We start from the raw sequence: 16515 nt of genomic DNA on the forward strand, positions 1-16515 counted from the left end.
ATACCTTATCAACATGAATGGACAGTCGTACAGAGTTAAAGAAACTAAAAAAATGTTACAACCTGATGAAGAATAAATATCTTTAGCCAATCTCATCCGAGACACTTAGTGGTATACTTTTCAATTACTAAGTGGACTACTTTTCAATTATATTATACACATTGCGCTCGATTATCTTCAGGAAATGACTGATGATAGTGTGAAAAAGCAAGAATGGAAAGACCTGCGCACCAGTTTGGCTGAAAATGTAAGAAAGCATTTGTGGGATACAGAAAGACAAAAATTCATTCCTCATATTTATCTTGACAAATCTCCTATTCCCGAAGGATTTGACGAGTTGGCTATTCATTATCATGGAGGTACAGCCGTTGCAATAGAGGCGGGCTTGTTATCGAAAGAAGAAATTGCCACCGTTAATAAGCAAATGGTCGAAAATGTTCGTTTGTCAGGAATGCCTAGTATCGGATTGACGCTTTATCCTACCTATCCTGAAGGTTTTTTCAGAGGAGGAATGGGTACACCCTTTGTGTATCAGAATGGTGGTGACTGGACTTGGTTTGGCGGGCGTATGATACAGCAGCTCATAGCCAATGGATTTACACAGGAAGCCTATGACGAGGTTCGCCCAATGATAGACCGTGTTATAAAAAATCAAGGTTTTTACGAGTGGTATGGCAAAGGATGTAAGCCCGCTGGTTCGGGTCATTTTAAAGGTTCGGCAGGGGTATTGGCTAAATCAATAGAAATGTTTAATCAATGGGCTAACGAAAATAAGTAAATTAGCACCGCAGTTTATATCGGTTAATATACTAAAAAGGTTGTCTCAAAAAATGAGACAACCTTTATTTATGACAGCCATTTGTAAGGCGGATAATCAATTTGCGTCAAGAGAACTTGGCGGAGCCTGTTCGATCAATTCCATGAACTGATCCAGTTTAGGAGTAATGATTATCTGAGTTCTACGATTACGAGCTTTCCCCTCAGGAGTACTGTTGCTTACAATCGGATTGTACTCTCCACGTCCGGCAGCAGTCAAACGTTTAGGATCAATTCCGTAATTGTCTTGCAATGCCTGAACAACGGATGAACCACGCAAAGCACTCAAATCCCAATTATTACGGATGTTAGGACGTGAAATTGGATCTGTGTCGGTATTTCCTTCCACCAATACATCATAGTCTTTATAATCTAGGATGATTTTAGCGATCTTACTAAGAGTTTGACCTGCTTTGTCACTTATTTCAAAGCTTCCGGAACGATACAGCATGTTATCTGACAAAGAAATATAGACAACGCCTTTCAATACTTGAATATCCAAGTCTTTCATTTCTTCGCGAGATAGTGAACGGGTAAGATTATTAACCATTACAAGATTCAAAGAATCAGATCTGTTTTTAGCTTGTACCAAATGTTGGATAAAGCGGTTAGATGCATTGATTTCATCGACCAGCTTTCCAATATTCAAATTACCTTGAGAGTTTTGCGAAAGACTCTTATTCAACGAATTTTGCATATCAGTTAGAGCTGCACGCAATTCATCATTGTTTTTTCGGGCTTCAGCCAGTCTATCTTCAAGACTTGTCACGCGGGTGCGGCTCTCTGTCAACTGCAATTGACTTCCTTGAAATTCTGTTTGTAGTTGTTTGTAGTCTGTTTCTAAATTCCGAAACTTACCCCTACTAACACAACTCGTAAACATTATACTTGCTGTTAATATGAACAGCGACCAAAAAGAATACTTCATAAACTAAATCTTATTGTTAAATTTAATATGTAATCAATATTTATAACAATAATGCTAGCTAATTAGTTTGAAGTGGGATGGGGTTTATCTATTTATATTTTATTGAAATGATGCTCTACTTTATATCTTAAATGAGAATGTGATGTAAGTAATTTTCGTATGATTCTGTCATCCTGAACGGAGAGAAGGATCTCTCAATGAAGGGTCGGGATTCTTCTCTCCGTTCAGAATGACAAAAGCGAGTAACACTTTAGGCAGTGTGCTTTTACTTACAACACACCCTCATACTAACTATTTCAGTAATTGTATTTCTTGATTGCGGGCTTGAATTTCCATCAGTGGAATTTCTTTTTGCAGTTGCTCTTGCCGCTTTTCCATATTTAAAATCGAAGCGCTTATTCGGCGTTTGCCTTCTTGCGACGAACCTATATAGTTTACTCGTTCGCTTTCCAGCTTCTCATCTAAAGTGTTTAATTCGTTTTTTAATTGCTGTACCTTGGTGTAGGCCTCTCGTGCAGGCTTGCTCTTAAAGTCACCCAGCGAATAATAAGTGTGTGTATCGTTGATTACGAATTCGAAATCATGATTAACTTTTTCTTTTACTTCCGCGTCTTTCCTCGCCAATGTTATTAGTTTGGAATAGTTTGTGCCTGGTATCCATGAACTTTTTATTGATGATATATGCGCTCTTCCTGCCAAATATTGTTCGTCATCACTACTTATTATTTTGACTGTGCCATTAGGAATGAATGTGTAGACACATACTTTTCCTTCGCGTTGAAAGCGATCTGAAGCGAACCAGCCGACTCCTTTTTCTTCATCAACCACCATCATATAGTCGTTGTAAAGCGAATTAAACGGCATATTTAAGCGTTCGGGTGTGAGAAATGTATCATTATTCATATTATAGCGGGAAACAAACAGGTCGTATCCACCGATTGATTCTTCGTCTCGGGCTGCAAAGTATATCGTAACACCGTCAGCCATCATGTATGGATAGTTTACGTCGCCCTCCAAGCCGAAGTTGGTTGCAGATAGTTCTTTTTCATTGCCAAAATCATCGAGAAGCTTTTCCATCGAGAACAAGCTATACGAAATGCCTTCGAGGGGTTGACCGTAATATATCTTTGTTCCTTTCTCATTGAAATAAACCGTAGACTCAACAGGTCTGCTACTTGTAAATACTTTATTAAAATAGTCGAGACGCCCCGAACTGGTGCTCATTTTGTAGGCAGAAAGAAATTCTGCTTTATCAACAACTATGCTGTCTATAATTTGTACATCCTCGGTGTTAGAAACCATTCGATTCAATCGAGATGTCAGCTTTCTTTTCTCTTCGAGATTGGCACGGGCTGCATCATCTTTCTTTTTTAGCAAGGCTTCGTACTTACTGAACATATCTCTCGCTTCTGAGAAACGGTATTGATTGGTGTAAAGCATTCCCAAATAGAGAAAAGAGTCTTGTATTCTTTTGGTGGAAGCAAAACGAAGTGCTTCTTCTGCTTTTTTGAGGTTTTGATTTGTTTCGAATAAACAGGCACCATACCAGAAATTTATAGATGCATCTGTGGGTTTTGCATTATATTCGCCTTCGAATAGGGGTAAAGCCTTTTCAAACTCCCCTTTGTTGTATAATTCTTTAGCTTCGGTTAGTGTTTGTCCCAACATTACGGTTGCACAACCTAACGATAATAAAATGTATAAAATAACTGCTCTCATAAGGACTATTATCTTCTAATTTATATGTTTCAAAGATAAGAATAAAATTAAGGTCACAGACTGATTTGATATTTTAGTAGGAATAAGAAATAAAAATAGATGGAGTAAAAGTGAATAGTTTAACATCTTAAGTTGCTATAAAAGAACATAGATAATGAATTTTGATTAATTTTGCAGCTGTTTTTTTCAATTATCAATGCAAGGCGCTGTTATTATGAACCTATCGGGATTTTATACAATTCTTTTACTCATTGTTTCAAATGTTTTTATGACTTTTGCCTGGTATGGGCATCTCAAGTTAAGGGAGTATTCGTGGTTCGCCGCATTGCCATTGTTTGGTGTGATTGCTATAAGTTGGGGAATTGCTTTCTTTGAATATTGTTTTCAAGTTCCCGCTAATCGATTGGGTTTTCAAGGTAATGGAGGACCGTTCTCATTAATGCAATTGAAGATTATCCAAGAGGTAATTACCCTTGTCGTTTTTGTGCTTTTCAGCACATTGGCGTTCAAAACGGAAACGCTTAAGTGGAATCACTTATTAGCTTTCTTTTTCCTTATCGCAGCCGTTTATCTTGTATTTAAGAAGTAAGTAAAGAATTATTTACCTGACGATCCAAAGAATTTTGTGTGCTTAGGGCGCGGAGCTTTTTTCCAATCGATATTACCATTATCGTCTTTATGAATCTCCATTATTGATGGGAAAGTAGCAACATATATTATCTTTATAGAATCGCCTGCCATAACCTTTCCAACCTCATTTTTTACCTGATCTTCAATTATTTCGTCTTTTGTCTGAAAGACAATATCAATATATTTTTTTGTGACTTTGCTACCTCTGGGTCGTCCTCCCGAATAATGTGTTTCGCTATGCGTTCCGGTTACTTTTGCCCAAGTTATAACCCCATCTTTGTCTAATAGTGCTTCTCGCCCTGTCATGATACCGATAAAAGCAGCGCAACAGATAACGAATGATAATAAATACCATTTTATAGATGATTTTACGGCATTTTTCATCGCTCTGAAATTACAATTTATCTTTCAGATAAAATCCTGTGTGAGACTTTTTGCATTTTACTATCTGCTCGGGAGTACCTTCGCATACAACATAGCCACCTTCTTTACCACCCTCAGGGCCTATATCGATTATATGGTCTGCACATTTGATAACGTCCATATTGTGTTCGATAATGATGATAGTATGCCCTCTTTTGATCAAAGAGTCGAAAACCTTGAGCAGAGTTTTGATGTCGTGGAAATGCAAGCCGGTTGTAGGCTCATCAAAAATAAAGAGTGTAGGGTCTGATTTTTCATCAACCAAATGGAAGGCCAATTTGACCCGTTGGTTTTCACCACCCGATAAAGATGATGATGATTGCCCGAGTTTTACGTAGCCCAATCCCACATCTTGTAACGATTTTAATCGTTTTACTATTTTCTTTTCGGTACTACCTTTTCCTTCTCCGAAGAAGTCGATAGCTTCATCGATAGTCATATCTAAAACGTCATAGATGTTTTTATCACGATACAACACATCAAGTATATCTTGCTTGAACCGTTTACCACCACATGTTTCGCAAACAAGTGATACATCGGCCATAAACTGCATTTCTACCAGAATCTTACCTTCTCCTGCACAATCTTCACATCGCCCACCTTCTACATTAAAAGAGAAAAAAGCGGGAGTAAAATGCATTTGTTTCGCTAGAGGTTGATCAGCAAACAGTTTGCGGATTTCATCATAAGCTTTTATATAAGTTACAGGATTGGAGCGGGACGAGCGTCCGATTGCATTCTGATCGATCATTTCTACAACCTTGATCAATTTCAGATCTCCTTCTAATCCATTATACTGAACAATCTGGTCGCCCTTCTCATTATAATAACGATTGAGAGCAGTGTAAAGTACATCGCAAACCAATGATGATTTTCCCGAACCGCTAACGCCTGTTACTACAGTCATTACATTGAGAGGGAATTTTACATCGATGTTTTTCAGATTATTTTGTCTGGCTCCTTTTATCTCCAGATAGTTATTCCATTTACGGCGCTTTTGAGGTATTTCTATCTTTTCCTCTCCATTCAGATAGCGGACAGTATAGCTTTCGGTTTGCTTTTCGAGCCCTGCAACATCTCCCTGATAAACAACTTCACCACCTAATCGTCCTGCTTTAGGTCCAATATCTATTATATAGTCGGCTGCACGGATAATTTCTTCGTCATGCTCTACCACTACAACGGTGTTGCCTATAGATCGTAAATCTCTTAGAACATCGATCAGTAGGTTTGTGTCGCGCGAGTGAAGACCGATACTTGGCTCGTCGAGTATATATAGAGAGCCAATCAGGCTGCTGCCCAAAGATGTTGCCAGATTAATACGCTGGCTTTCTCCTCCTGATAAAGAGTTGGATAATCTATTGAGCGTTAAATAACCTAATCCAACACTTGTTATATAATGAATACGGCTTGTTATATCAACTAATAGACGCTTTGCGATTGCTGCGTCTGTTTCGTCTAAAACTAAGTGATCGAAGAAGGTTTTCATTTCTGAAACAGGCATTAGTACTATGTCCGAAATTGTTTTTCCTCCAACTTTTACATATAGTGCCTGCGGTTTAAGCCGTGCACCCTTACAGGCCGGACAGGTTGTCTTTCCCCGATAGCGGGCTAACATGACACGGTATTGGATTTTGTATTGATTCTCTTCTACCATTTTGAAGAAATCATCAATACCATGTAATCCTTTAGCTCCATGCCAAAGCAAATCGTGTTCTTTATCTGTTAATTCGAAATAAGGGCGGTGAATAGGGAAGTTGTATTTATCTGCCGACAGAATGAACTGATTTTTCCATTCGCTCATCTTTTCTCCCTTCCAACATACTACTGCATCTTCGTAAACCGAATGGCTCTTGTTGGGAATAACTAAATCTTCATCAATACCCATTACTTTGCCGAATCCCTCGCATACAGGACACGCTCCGGTGGGGCTATTGAAGCTGAACATCATATCGTTAGGCTCTTCAAATTGAATGCCATCTGCTTCGAAGCGTTTCGAAAAGCCAATTGTTTCTACACCTTTTTCGGCATAGAAGCGGATGATACAATCACCTTCTCCTTCGAAGAAGGCTGTTTCTATCGATTCAGAGAAACGGCTTATATTTGCATTGTCGCTGTCGCATGTCAAACGATCGATCAAGAGAAACATGTTGTCCAGATCATACACTTTATCCGATGCAATAATATCTTCTATTTGTTCTAACCGTCCGTCTACTTCTACACGAGAGAAACCTTCTTTGCCAAGAATGTCTAATTGTTGATTGATAGTACGATTATCGCGTAATATTATTTTAGTTAAGATGATTAAACGCGTATCGGTCGGATAAGTCAGCATCTTATTTACGATATCGCTTACCTGATGTTTCTTAACCTCCTCACCCGAAACAGGCGAAATCGTTTTGCCAATACGAGCAAACAAGAGTCGCAGGTATTCATAAATCTCAGTCGAGGTTCCTACTGTCGACCGTGGATTACGTGATGCTACACGCTGTTCGATAGCAATAGCAGGTGGTATGCCTTTTATGTAATCGCACTCCGGCTTATTCATTCGTCCGAGGAACTGACGAGCATATGCAGAAAGACTTTCTACATAGCGGCGTTGACCCTCGGCATAGAGAGTGTCGAATGCCAATGACGATTTGCCGGAACCAGATAGACCGGTAATTACAACAAACTTATTTCGTGGGATTTCTACATCAATATCTTTCAGATTATTGACACGTGCCCCTTTGATTAATATGCTTTTCTCTTCTGACATGTTTTTTCTTAAAAAGGGATACAAAAATAGGCAAAAAACAAGGAATTATCAGTACAAATTGGTTAAAGAATAACAAAACAAAATCTTATATTTGTACATACATTCATCAGATAATAATTGCCTAAGCTATGAAAAAACTAATTACCACTGTATTAATGCTATTATATGTAGGCGTGTCTGCAATTTTAGCACAAGACAAGTATGAACTTGACAATGGATGGAAATGTTTGCCATCTCAAAAAACGAAAGATGTAGGTGAGACAATTTCGAAACAATCTTACTCTTTGTCTAAATGGCAACCAGCCGTAGTTCCCGGGACTGTGCTGACGACTCAACTTGCAAATAAAGAAGTACCTGATCCATTCTACGGAATGAATAATGAACGTATCCCTGATATTTATAATACAGGAAGGGAATATTATACCTATTGGTTTGTAAAAGATTTCAAAGAAAGTGTACCTCAAAACGATGATCGTGTATGGCTTACTTTCAGAGGAATAAACTATAGCTGCGATATTTTTATAAATGGTAAGAAAATTAATTCAGAACCTTACGAGGGTATGTTTCTTCGAAAGACATTCGATATTAGTCCATATTTGGCAAAAGACGGGAATAACCGTCTAGCAGTAATTGTATATCCTCCTGATCCTGTAGGGAATCCGAATGGAGGGCAAGGAGGCGACGGCACTATTGCCAAAGGTGTTGCGCATCAGTATGTTGCAGGTTGGGATTGGATACAACCAATAAGAGACAGGAATACCGGTATTTGGGATAAAGTATTTATAGAAAAAACCGGAAGTGTTAATCTGAAAAACCCGCATATTATAACACTTGTACCCGGCAAGCGCAAAGTTGAAGGCAAACAAGCCCCAGCTACAATAAAAGTAACTGCCGAGTTGGAGAATGCAAGTAATAAAAGTGTGCAAGGTAAACTGCAATATAGCTTGAATGGTCAAACGGTATCGCAGGATGTAACGTTAGCTGCTAATTCGACGAAAGAAATTGCTTTGCCTAACTTTATAATGGAAAATCCTAAGTTGTGGTGGCCTGCCGGATACGGTGATCAAAATCTGTACAATATTAAAATTGAGTTTATTGCAAATGGTAAAACCTCAGATGCCGAAAGTGTTACTTTTGGTGTTAGAGAAATGCAGCAAGAGTGGAATATTACCACCCGAAGCATGCAGGTAGCTATAAATGGACAAAAAATATTTATAAAAGGCGGTAACTGGATTATTTCGGATGCAATGTTGCGTTTCTCAAAAGAGCGATATGACACAGAAATACGATTCCATCGGGATATGAATCTCAATCTTATCCGAATATGGGGAGGAGCTTTAGCCGAACGTCCCGAATTTTATGATGCGTGTGATAAGTATGGATTGCTTGTTATACAAGATTTTTGGATGTCGGGCGATTGTAATGGTCGCTGGGTAGATCCGATGAAACTTGAAGATCAGTGGACACGACGTAAATATCCCGACAATCATTCTTTATTCTTGGAATCGGCTGCGGATATGATAAAAATGATACGTAATCATGCTTCGTTGGCTATATGGTGTGGCGGAAATGAGATTACTCCACCGGATGATATACTTGTATCTCTTCGTGATTCTATACTGCCTGAACTGGATGGTACGCGATGGTTTATAGACTATTCCAATTCAGACGAGATGTCTTTCAATTCTATCGGTGGTAATGGCGACGGTCCTTACGGCATTCAAGATATAAGAACATTCTGGGGAGATCGCACATTTCCGTTCAATTCGGAAGTAGGATCGGTAGGGGTAGGTGACTATGAATCTTTGCTTCGATTTATTCCAACTGAAAATCTTATAGCTCCTGAGTATAATCCGGCAGCGACACCTCGACATAAAGTCGATTCTGTGTGGCAATATCACAAATATATAGGCTACGACCAATATGTTGAGCCATATGGAAAAGCTAAAGATGCGAAAGATTTTGCTATGAAAGCGCAGTTGTTAAATTACGATCAGTATCGGGCATTGATGGAAGGATTCAGTTCGCATATGTGGACTTGGTATACCGGAAGTATTATCTGGAAAACGCAAAATCCGTGGACTGCTATGCGTGGGCAAATGTATGATTACTATCTCGATCCTAATGCTTGTCTGTATGGGCTGCGTTCGGGTAGTGAACCATTGCATATCATGTACAATCCGGTGGATAGTATGGTGATGGTTGTAAATAATGGTTTTGAGAATGTGAATAATGTAATGGCCGTTGTGAAAACTCATACTATGGCAGGAGAGGAAAAAGTTATTTCTCGCGAAATTATGTATATGAATGCGTCTTCTGCTAAGCCGCTTTCGTCTCTCAAGAGATTAATCCCTCGATTGTGTAATGAAGATGGTGGGTTTATAACGTTACAGTTGGTTAATGCTAATGGTACTATATTAAGTGAAAATTTCTATTGGTTACCAAATGCAAAGGGTATTTACAGCGGTTTGCAAAAAATGAGAGCTACAGATGTCGAAATCTCTGCCCGTAGAATAAATGATAGTAAAGTAGAAGTGAGTGTGTCTAATAAAGCAGGTAATACAATTGCTTTCTTTAATCGTATTTCATTAGTCGATAGTAAAACGAAAGAGCGGATACTTCCTGCATTCTATTCGGATAATTATATTTCGGTTACTCCCGACAATAAAAAAACCGTAATAGTAGAATATAATCCGAAAACATCGGATGCATCGCTCGAAATTATGATTGAGGGCTGGAATGTGAAACAGAAATCTGTAAGTATAAAATGAAAATTAAAAAGGCATCTCAATTATGGGATGCCTTTATTTTTTACATTACAATTATATTATTCGTCTCCTTTTTTCTTTTCCAGTTCGTCCCTCAGGATTGAAGCTAATTCGTAATCCTCTCCATTTACAGCATCTTCGAGTAAAGACTCTAGCTCTTCTTCGTTCAAAAGCGAGTAATCAAGAGCTATATTATCTCTTTCATCATCACCGAAGTCATCAGATGCAGCATTGTCATCTAAGATTACTGCTAGCTCCTTCATTATGGCTTCAGTTGTGAATATCGGTGATTTTGTTCTTAGTGCTATGCCAACAGCATCAGATGTGCGAGATTCAATTGTAATGGTTTCTTCACCTTGCTTCAACAATAATTGGGAAAAGAAAACACCGTTTTCATATTTATATATATCAACCTCTAACAAAGTTATCTTAAAGCTCGACAATAACATTTGGAAAAGATCGTGTGTTAACGGGCGTGGCGGAGCTGAGTTTTGCAGCTTGAAGGCTATCGACTGAGCCTCAGGTGTTCCTACAATAACCATCAGTCTACGTTGTCCGTCTTCTTCGGCCAGAACCAATCCATAGGTTCCGGTCTGAGTTTGGTTAAAGGAAAAACCTAATACAGAAAGTCTTACTTTGTCGTCCATTACTAAGCATATTTACACAATACAAATTCTACACTATAAAATCAAAAGTAGCCAATTATTTTTTGTTTTTCATTGCCGAATCACTTTTTTTGATCTCCGGATATTTAATTTTTAATTCCAGACTCTTAAAGTATTCAGAATAAACTGTATCTTTGGCAACTATTACTATAAAGTAAAACATGAAGAAAACTCATTTTCTCCAAACACTTTATCTCCAAAAGCCGCTAATATTAATTCTTTTAATAGCGGCACTATCGACTCTGCCTTGGTTGGGTTTGGGCGATTTCTACACAAAAGGTGAACCCCGTGAAGCTGCTTTAGCAATATCGATGATAGAAAAAGGTGAGTGGATTATTCCATCTAATTATGCCGATGAATTCGCTTATAAGCCCCCTTTGAATCATTGGTTGATATCGGGATTTTCGTTGGCTCTGAATGGTGGAGAAGTTACTCCTTTTACATCGCGACTACCATCTGCTTTAGCTTTTATAGCTATGATAGGTGTTAGTTTTATGTTTTTTGCACGAAGACGTCCTATTCTTGAGTCCTTTATAGCCTGCCTTATTGTGATTACATGTTTTGAAATACATCGGGCTGCGATGACTACGCGTGTGGATATGTTATTGACGTTTTTTCTTGTAGCAGGTACTATTCAACTATATACATGGTCTGAAAAGCGGCGATTCGGACAGCTTGTTTCGGCATGGATATTATTAAGTATGGCTACACTAGTGAAAGGGCCTGTAGGGATAGTTCTTCCGTGTCTCGTTTTCGGTACATTATTATTGACACAGAAAGTCAATTTTTTCCGTGCGGTAGGGAAGTGTGTTATTGTTGCTCTTCCTGCGTTACTTATTCCGCTAGTTTGGTATTATGCTGCTTATCAAGTGCAAGGAGATGCCTTTTTCGATAAAGTTTTCGCAGAGAACTTTGGTCGTTTCCTTCGTATGGATACTGAAACATTGGGTACTGACTATAATCTGGGAGTTGAAAATCCGTGGTGTTATTATCCTTTTATCCTTTTAGCAGGTTTTTTACCGTGGACTATACTATTAGTGATATCCTTATTCTTCATCAAGTATACTAAACCGCAAGGAGGTTTCAAGGCTATTTGCATAAAGTGCTTTAATAAAATAATGGCAATGGATAAAGTCTTATTGTTCAGCTTTATTGCAATTGTTATTCCTCTCCTGTTCTTTACTATACCGGCATCTAAACGGAGTACATATATTATGTTGGTATATCCTTTCATCAGCATATTTATTGCTCGATTTTTCATATATCTTGCAGAAATGAAGCCTAAAGCGGTGCGTATTTCGACATTGATTCTTGTTGGAATCTGTGTGCTGATGGTTTTGGTGGTAGGTCTGGCCTATGCAGGCATAATTAATATTGAAGAAATTTCGCACAGTTTTTCTAAAAGAGAAAGAACTTTGCGTGATATAAAGATATTCTCAGACTTGTTCCAGAATCCCGGATGGATAGGTCTATTTGGTATAACTATTCTTATTTTGGCAATAGGTAACAGCATATATTTATTAAAGAGAAAAATGAATGTAAAAGTTCTTATGGCTGGTTTTGGTGTAATGCTGGCTATAAATATATTTATGGATTCTTTCCTTTTGCCTACATTTAAAAATACGTATTCTCCCCGACATTTTGCCGATTATATTTCGGACAAATACGAGCTTAAGGATAATACATATGTAATGAATAATCTGTTGGAATATAAGAATTTGTATGGGTTAAATTTTTACTTGGGAAATAATTTCAAAAATTTTGAAAAAGAACAACCTGATAGTGGTTTCTTTATAATCATGATTGAATCTATTGATGATATAAAGGAAAAATATAAGGAAAAATATGAATTTATCCAGCTCGAATCGAGTGATAAATTCAATGAAAATAAAGATCATATGCTCTTATTCAAATTAAAGAGAAAGCAAATGCTTGCTAATTAAAGCTAACAAATGAAGAACCTTTTCGATAAACTGATTAAGAACAAACTCACACAACAGAAGTCATTCCGCCAATTGGTAAAATACGGTATGGTTGGGGTTGTAGGTCTTATTATAGATATGAGTATTTATTACCTGTTAGTAAATAAATTTGCCGTACATTATGCTTTTTCACCACATATAAGTAATTTGTTGGGAGGGAATATGTCGGTACTTATGCTCAATATTCTCATATCTAATATTATTAGTCAGACTCTGGCTGTTATTAACAACTTCGTGCTGAATAGCTATTTTACATTTAAAGTAACGGATAATAAGATAAAAAGATTTTTCTCATTTGTTGGTATTGCCTGTATTGGCATGGTTGTTAGCTCTGTACTCCTAACCCTTTTTATAGGAGTGATTGGACTAAATAATATGGTGGCAAAAGTTTTTGCTGTACTAATAGTTGCGATGATGCAGTTTGTTATAAATAAATTATTTACATTTAGAGAAAAAAAAGAATAGATTCTCTAGCAATGAGTTAGAGGAGAAAATAACAAAGCGTATATTAAACACATTTAAATGCAATTTGAAGAACTTTATTTGTATTTGATTGTTTATTTTATATTAAAAAAACCGACAGGCTCTACAATATTTCCTACACATTAAGATAAGAGATATCTCCAAGCCTTACCTAGTAACATTATTTATTAAAGGATTATAACTTATGCTTAACAGTGGTATAAGAAGATACATTTCTAATTCTGTAATCGGCTTGCTTCCGTTCGTATTGTACCTGATTCTACATTCATTATCAAGAATACAGGAACAGTATGCACTAATGGCATCTTTGGCGATTGCAATTATAGCTGAAATACTCATTAGAGGTTTATCTAAGAGTAGAATGTTTAGCATAACATTTTATGTATCTACTTTAGCTTTGGCTTTTACATTAATTTTTTGGTTATTTGCTCACAATTATTTGCAAGTGCCTAATACCTATTCCTCTTTTTGTGAAATATGTATTGTTTCGATGCTTATTGGAATAAGGCTGAGTAAAACTTTTATTGCGACTAAATTCTTTCGAAAAAGAAGTCTTTTACAAAAAGCTTTTTTGAATGAATTTTATCATATCGCTTCTTTGCTTCAGTACACGCTCACTATGCACATCTTTTTTGTGTTGATGTACGAGCACTTCAAAATGACAATTTATGATGACAGGATTTCGGATATAGTTGTTTATTCAGTGCTACCGATAGTAGGAATACTAGCTATCGGAATTTATCAGATTGCACGTACAGGAAATATTGTAGCAAAATTAAAACAAGAAGAGTGGTTACCTATAGTTACAGAAAAGGGTGAAGTAACGGGTAAAATAGCCAAATCAGTTTCTCTAAAGATGAAGAATAAATTTCTGCATCCTATAGTTAGAGTGGCACTCATATCTAATGGTAAGGTTTTTTTGCAAGAAAGAGCGAATGCGGATACCCTTAGCCCTAGAAAGCTGGACTATCCTTTCGAAAAGTATATGTTGTTCAATCATGAAATCAATTTGGCTGCACGCAACAGTATAAAAAAGATGATGGGGGATGAAATGGATCTTCCGTTAAAATTCTTGTTGAAATATGTTTTTGAAAATGAAGAAACTAAGCGTCTTACTTTTCTGTTTATAATTAAGATAGAAGATGAATATTCAATAAAAAGAACGGAACAGATGAATGGTAAGTTTTGGTCTGTAAAACAGATTGAAGCGGCTTTTGCCGACGAGATATTTAGCGAGCCATTCGAGTTGGAATTCGAATATTTGAAGAATATGGTGCTGGCACCTATCGATCATCTGTAAATATTAACAGTTCGACTTACTACAAATCTTTACGCTTGCGCCATACCTGATAAGAATTTACCAAATTTTGCCAAAGAACGTATGCTCCTGGTCCAATAGACGATATGGGGTTTAGATAGGTTTGTGCCATCCAGATGGCTAAAATAGTATTCTTCTGACCCAATCCCTGCCCACCGGCTATGGTGTCGTCATATTTGCTCCCTAGCTTACGTCCGACTAAAAATTGGATTACGCATATAACAAATGCTCCGATGCCTAAGGCTACTTGAACCAGAAGGTTCGGATTTTCTTGATTAAGTATAAAAAATACAGTTTTTCCCGTTATAATGACTAAAGCGAGGGACCATAGGTAAAAAGACAATCCTCGGTTTTTCTTAATGATTTCATGTACCCGGGGTAAAAGTCTGCTTAGTAGTAGTGCACAAATAAAAGGTAGTAGCAAAAGAATAAAGACTTTCTCGGATACAATTAGCATCGACTCTACAAATGAATCGGCATTAATATTACCAAATGCAGCAAATATAATAGGAGCAAGAATGGCAACCGTTATATTGCTTAGTAAACTATACGTGGTCAAACTACCCGTGTTGCCTCCCAGCATACCTGTAATAACAGGAGCCGCCGTAGCTGTTGGAGCTAAAATACAGATCATAGCCCCTTGTGCAAGAATAATATGGATAGGTGCTAATAATAAGTAGACACCTACGCTTCCTAATATCTGGATAAGTAGCAGAAAAAAATGTAAGCGGGAAAAGCGAATATCGCGAAGTGAAATGCCACAATAGGTAATGAATAGCATTAATGCAATAAGGTACGGTGTGATAAAAGATAATAATGACGTATATTGGTAGAATAAGCCTCCTGTAATCATGGCTAGAGGCATCATATAAGACTTTATCTTTTTGAACATTATCAGCCCGTTTATTAAATTATTGCTCAAAGGTATATATTTTATACTAAATAAAGCCTAACAGGAATATGGACTGATGATGCCAAAATATACTAATTGTTATTCATTTTAATTATAAGGCATTCTTTGAACTGTCTCTTTATATTACCTTTGTGTACTTTTTAGAAAAAAATAAATGAAAAAAACAAAAGGTATTATACTTGCATTGCTATCATCGGGGACATTCGGTTTGATTGCATTCTTTTCTATACCATTACTCAAAGCAGGAGTACATACCCCATCTATTCTATTCTACCGCAGTCTGCTTGCCGCTATTCTTTTAGGCACAATCTGTCTCATTAGAAAAAAAGATTTCAGAATACCACCTAAGACGGCTATCCAACTCTTTGTTATGGGGATGTTATACACCATTACAGCAATGGGTTTAATATATTCTTATACTTATATTTCGAGCGGAGTATCTACGACTCTTCATTTCCTGTATCCTATCGTTGTATCGTGTCTTATGATTATATTCTATAAGGAGAAGAAGTCACTGACCTTATTTATTGCGGCCGTAACATCTCTCGTTGGAGTAGGTTTGCTCTGCTGGAGCGACAACGGATTCATAAGCACCCGTGGATTATTTATTGTGTTGATCACCGTATTTACTTATGCCGTCTACATTGTAAATCTTGGTAGACCTGTATTTAAGAAACTCGAACCTGAAGTTTTGATGTTCTATGTGATGCTATTTGGTGCTTTTATGTTTTCCATCTATGCTTCATTTACAACAGGTATCGAGATTCTGCCTGATAGAAATGCATGGCTCAACATTGTCGGTTTAGTCCTTTTTGCGACTGTCTTATCAGGATTGTCATTGATAACTGCCGTAAAATATGCAGGATCTACTATAACATCTATTCTCGGTTCGATGGAGCCTGTGGTGGCTACAATTGTGGGCATATTCTACTTTCACGAATCATTCGGATGGAATAGCTTCGCAGGATTAGTACTCATTATTGCATCGGTTGTGTTGGTGGTTATGATGAACAATAAACGAGAAAAGAAAGGTCAAATAATCACAGATTAGAGACATAAGCAGATATTTTTACAACAAAAGATAACAACTATTGCACATTTTTAGTATTTTT

At 37.2% G+C, this 16515-nt stretch carries 13 protein-coding genes; 7 read left to right on the forward strand and 6 right to left on the reverse strand.

The features are described 5' to 3' along the window. The first annotated feature begins 184 nt into the window (after positions 1-184). Positions 185-778 (forward strand): hypothetical protein, encoded by a 594-nt coding sequence (locus G7Y56_RS13955; RefSeq protein WP_255498760.1) that lies wholly within the window; start codon positions 185-187, stop codon positions 776-778. 96 nt (positions 779-874) lie between these two features. Here G7Y56_RS13955 and G7Y56_RS13960 read toward each other — a convergent pair whose 3' ends face one another. Together G7Y56_RS13960 and G7Y56_RS13965 are read right to left on the reverse strand one after the other, a co-directional pair. Continuing rightward, complete coding sequence (locus G7Y56_RS13960) at positions 875-1744, reverse strand: OmpA family protein (protein ID WP_165024063.1); 870 nt, start codon at positions 1742-1744, stop codon at positions 875-877. Positions 1745-2035: 291 nt separating this feature from the next. Continuing rightward, positions 2036-3463 carry a tol-pal system YbgF family protein gene (locus G7Y56_RS13965; protein WP_165044368.1) on the reverse strand — a complete coding sequence of 476 codons (1428 nt, stop codon included), beginning with the start codon at positions 3461-3463 and terminating at the stop codon, positions 2036-2038. A 214-nt stretch (positions 3464-3677) separates the two neighbouring features. Between G7Y56_RS13965 and G7Y56_RS13970 the strand changes: the two genes are divergently transcribed. Beyond that, positions 3678-4052, forward strand: coding sequence for a DMT family protein (locus G7Y56_RS13970; protein ID WP_165024070.1), 375 nt, complete (start codon positions 3678-3680; stop codon positions 4050-4052). A gap of 8 nt (positions 4053-4060) precedes the next feature. On the opposite strand, the gene G7Y56_RS13975 is transcribed toward G7Y56_RS13970, so the two are convergent. After that, positions 4061-4477: a hypothetical protein gene (locus tag G7Y56_RS13975; RefSeq protein WP_165044370.1), complete on the reverse strand. Its 417-nt coding sequence runs from the start codon at positions 4475-4477 to the stop codon at positions 4061-4063. A 10-nt stretch (positions 4478-4487) separates the two neighbouring features. Then, positions 4488-7274, reverse strand: coding sequence for an excinuclease ABC subunit UvrA (gene uvrA / locus G7Y56_RS13980; RefSeq protein WP_165044372.1), 2787 nt, complete (start codon positions 7272-7274; stop codon positions 4488-4490). Positions 7275-7402: 128 nt separating this feature from the next. Here uvrA and G7Y56_RS13985 point away from each other — a divergent pair, with 128 nt between their 5' ends. Beyond that, positions 7403-10045: a glycoside hydrolase family 2 TIM barrel-domain containing protein gene (locus G7Y56_RS13985; protein ID WP_165044374.1), complete on the forward strand. Its 2643-nt coding sequence runs from the start codon at positions 7403-7405 to the stop codon at positions 10043-10045. A 56-nt stretch (positions 10046-10101) separates the two neighbouring features. Here the strand turns inward: G7Y56_RS13985 and G7Y56_RS13990 are convergent, their stop codons facing one another. Beyond that, on the reverse strand, positions 10102-10689 hold the full coding sequence (locus G7Y56_RS13990) for a bifunctional nuclease family protein (RefSeq protein WP_165024080.1): 588 nt from the start codon (positions 10687-10689) through the stop codon (positions 10102-10104). 179 nt (positions 10690-10868) lie between these two features. Between G7Y56_RS13990 and G7Y56_RS13995 the strand changes: the two genes are divergently transcribed. From G7Y56_RS13995 to G7Y56_RS14005, 3 genes are all read left to right on the forward strand, one after another. Beyond that, positions 10869-12650 carry a glycosyltransferase family 39 protein gene (locus tag G7Y56_RS13995; protein ID WP_165044376.1) on the forward strand — a complete coding sequence of 594 codons (1782 nt, stop codon included), beginning with the start codon at positions 10869-10871 and terminating at the stop codon, positions 12648-12650. A gap of 9 nt (positions 12651-12659) precedes the next feature. Next, complete coding sequence (locus G7Y56_RS14000) at positions 12660-13154, forward strand: GtrA family protein (protein ID WP_165044378.1); 495 nt, start codon at positions 12660-12662, stop codon at positions 13152-13154. A 202-nt stretch (positions 13155-13356) separates the two neighbouring features. Next, the gene (locus G7Y56_RS14005; protein WP_165024088.1) at positions 13357-14472 is read left to right on the forward strand and encodes a hypothetical protein; all 1116 of its coding nucleotides are present in this window, start codon (positions 13357-13359) and stop codon (positions 14470-14472) included. Between the two features lie 19 nt (positions 14473-14491). Here the strand turns inward: G7Y56_RS14005 and G7Y56_RS14010 are convergent, their stop codons facing one another. Further along, complete coding sequence (locus G7Y56_RS14010) at positions 14492-15382, reverse strand: bile acid:sodium symporter family protein (RefSeq protein WP_165044380.1); 891 nt, start codon at positions 15380-15382, stop codon at positions 14492-14494. Between the two features lie 175 nt (positions 15383-15557). Here G7Y56_RS14010 and G7Y56_RS14015 point away from each other — a divergent pair, with 175 nt between their 5' ends. Continuing rightward, positions 15558-16454, forward strand: a complete 897-nt coding sequence (locus G7Y56_RS14015; protein WP_165044382.1) for a DMT family transporter — start codon at positions 15558-15560, stop codon at positions 16452-16454. Positions 16455-16515: the final 61 nt, after the last annotated feature.

The organism is Dysgonomonas sp. ZJ709, assembly GCF_011039195.1.
GTDB lineage: Bacteria > Bacteroidota > Bacteroidia > Bacteroidales > Dysgonomonadaceae > Dysgonomonas.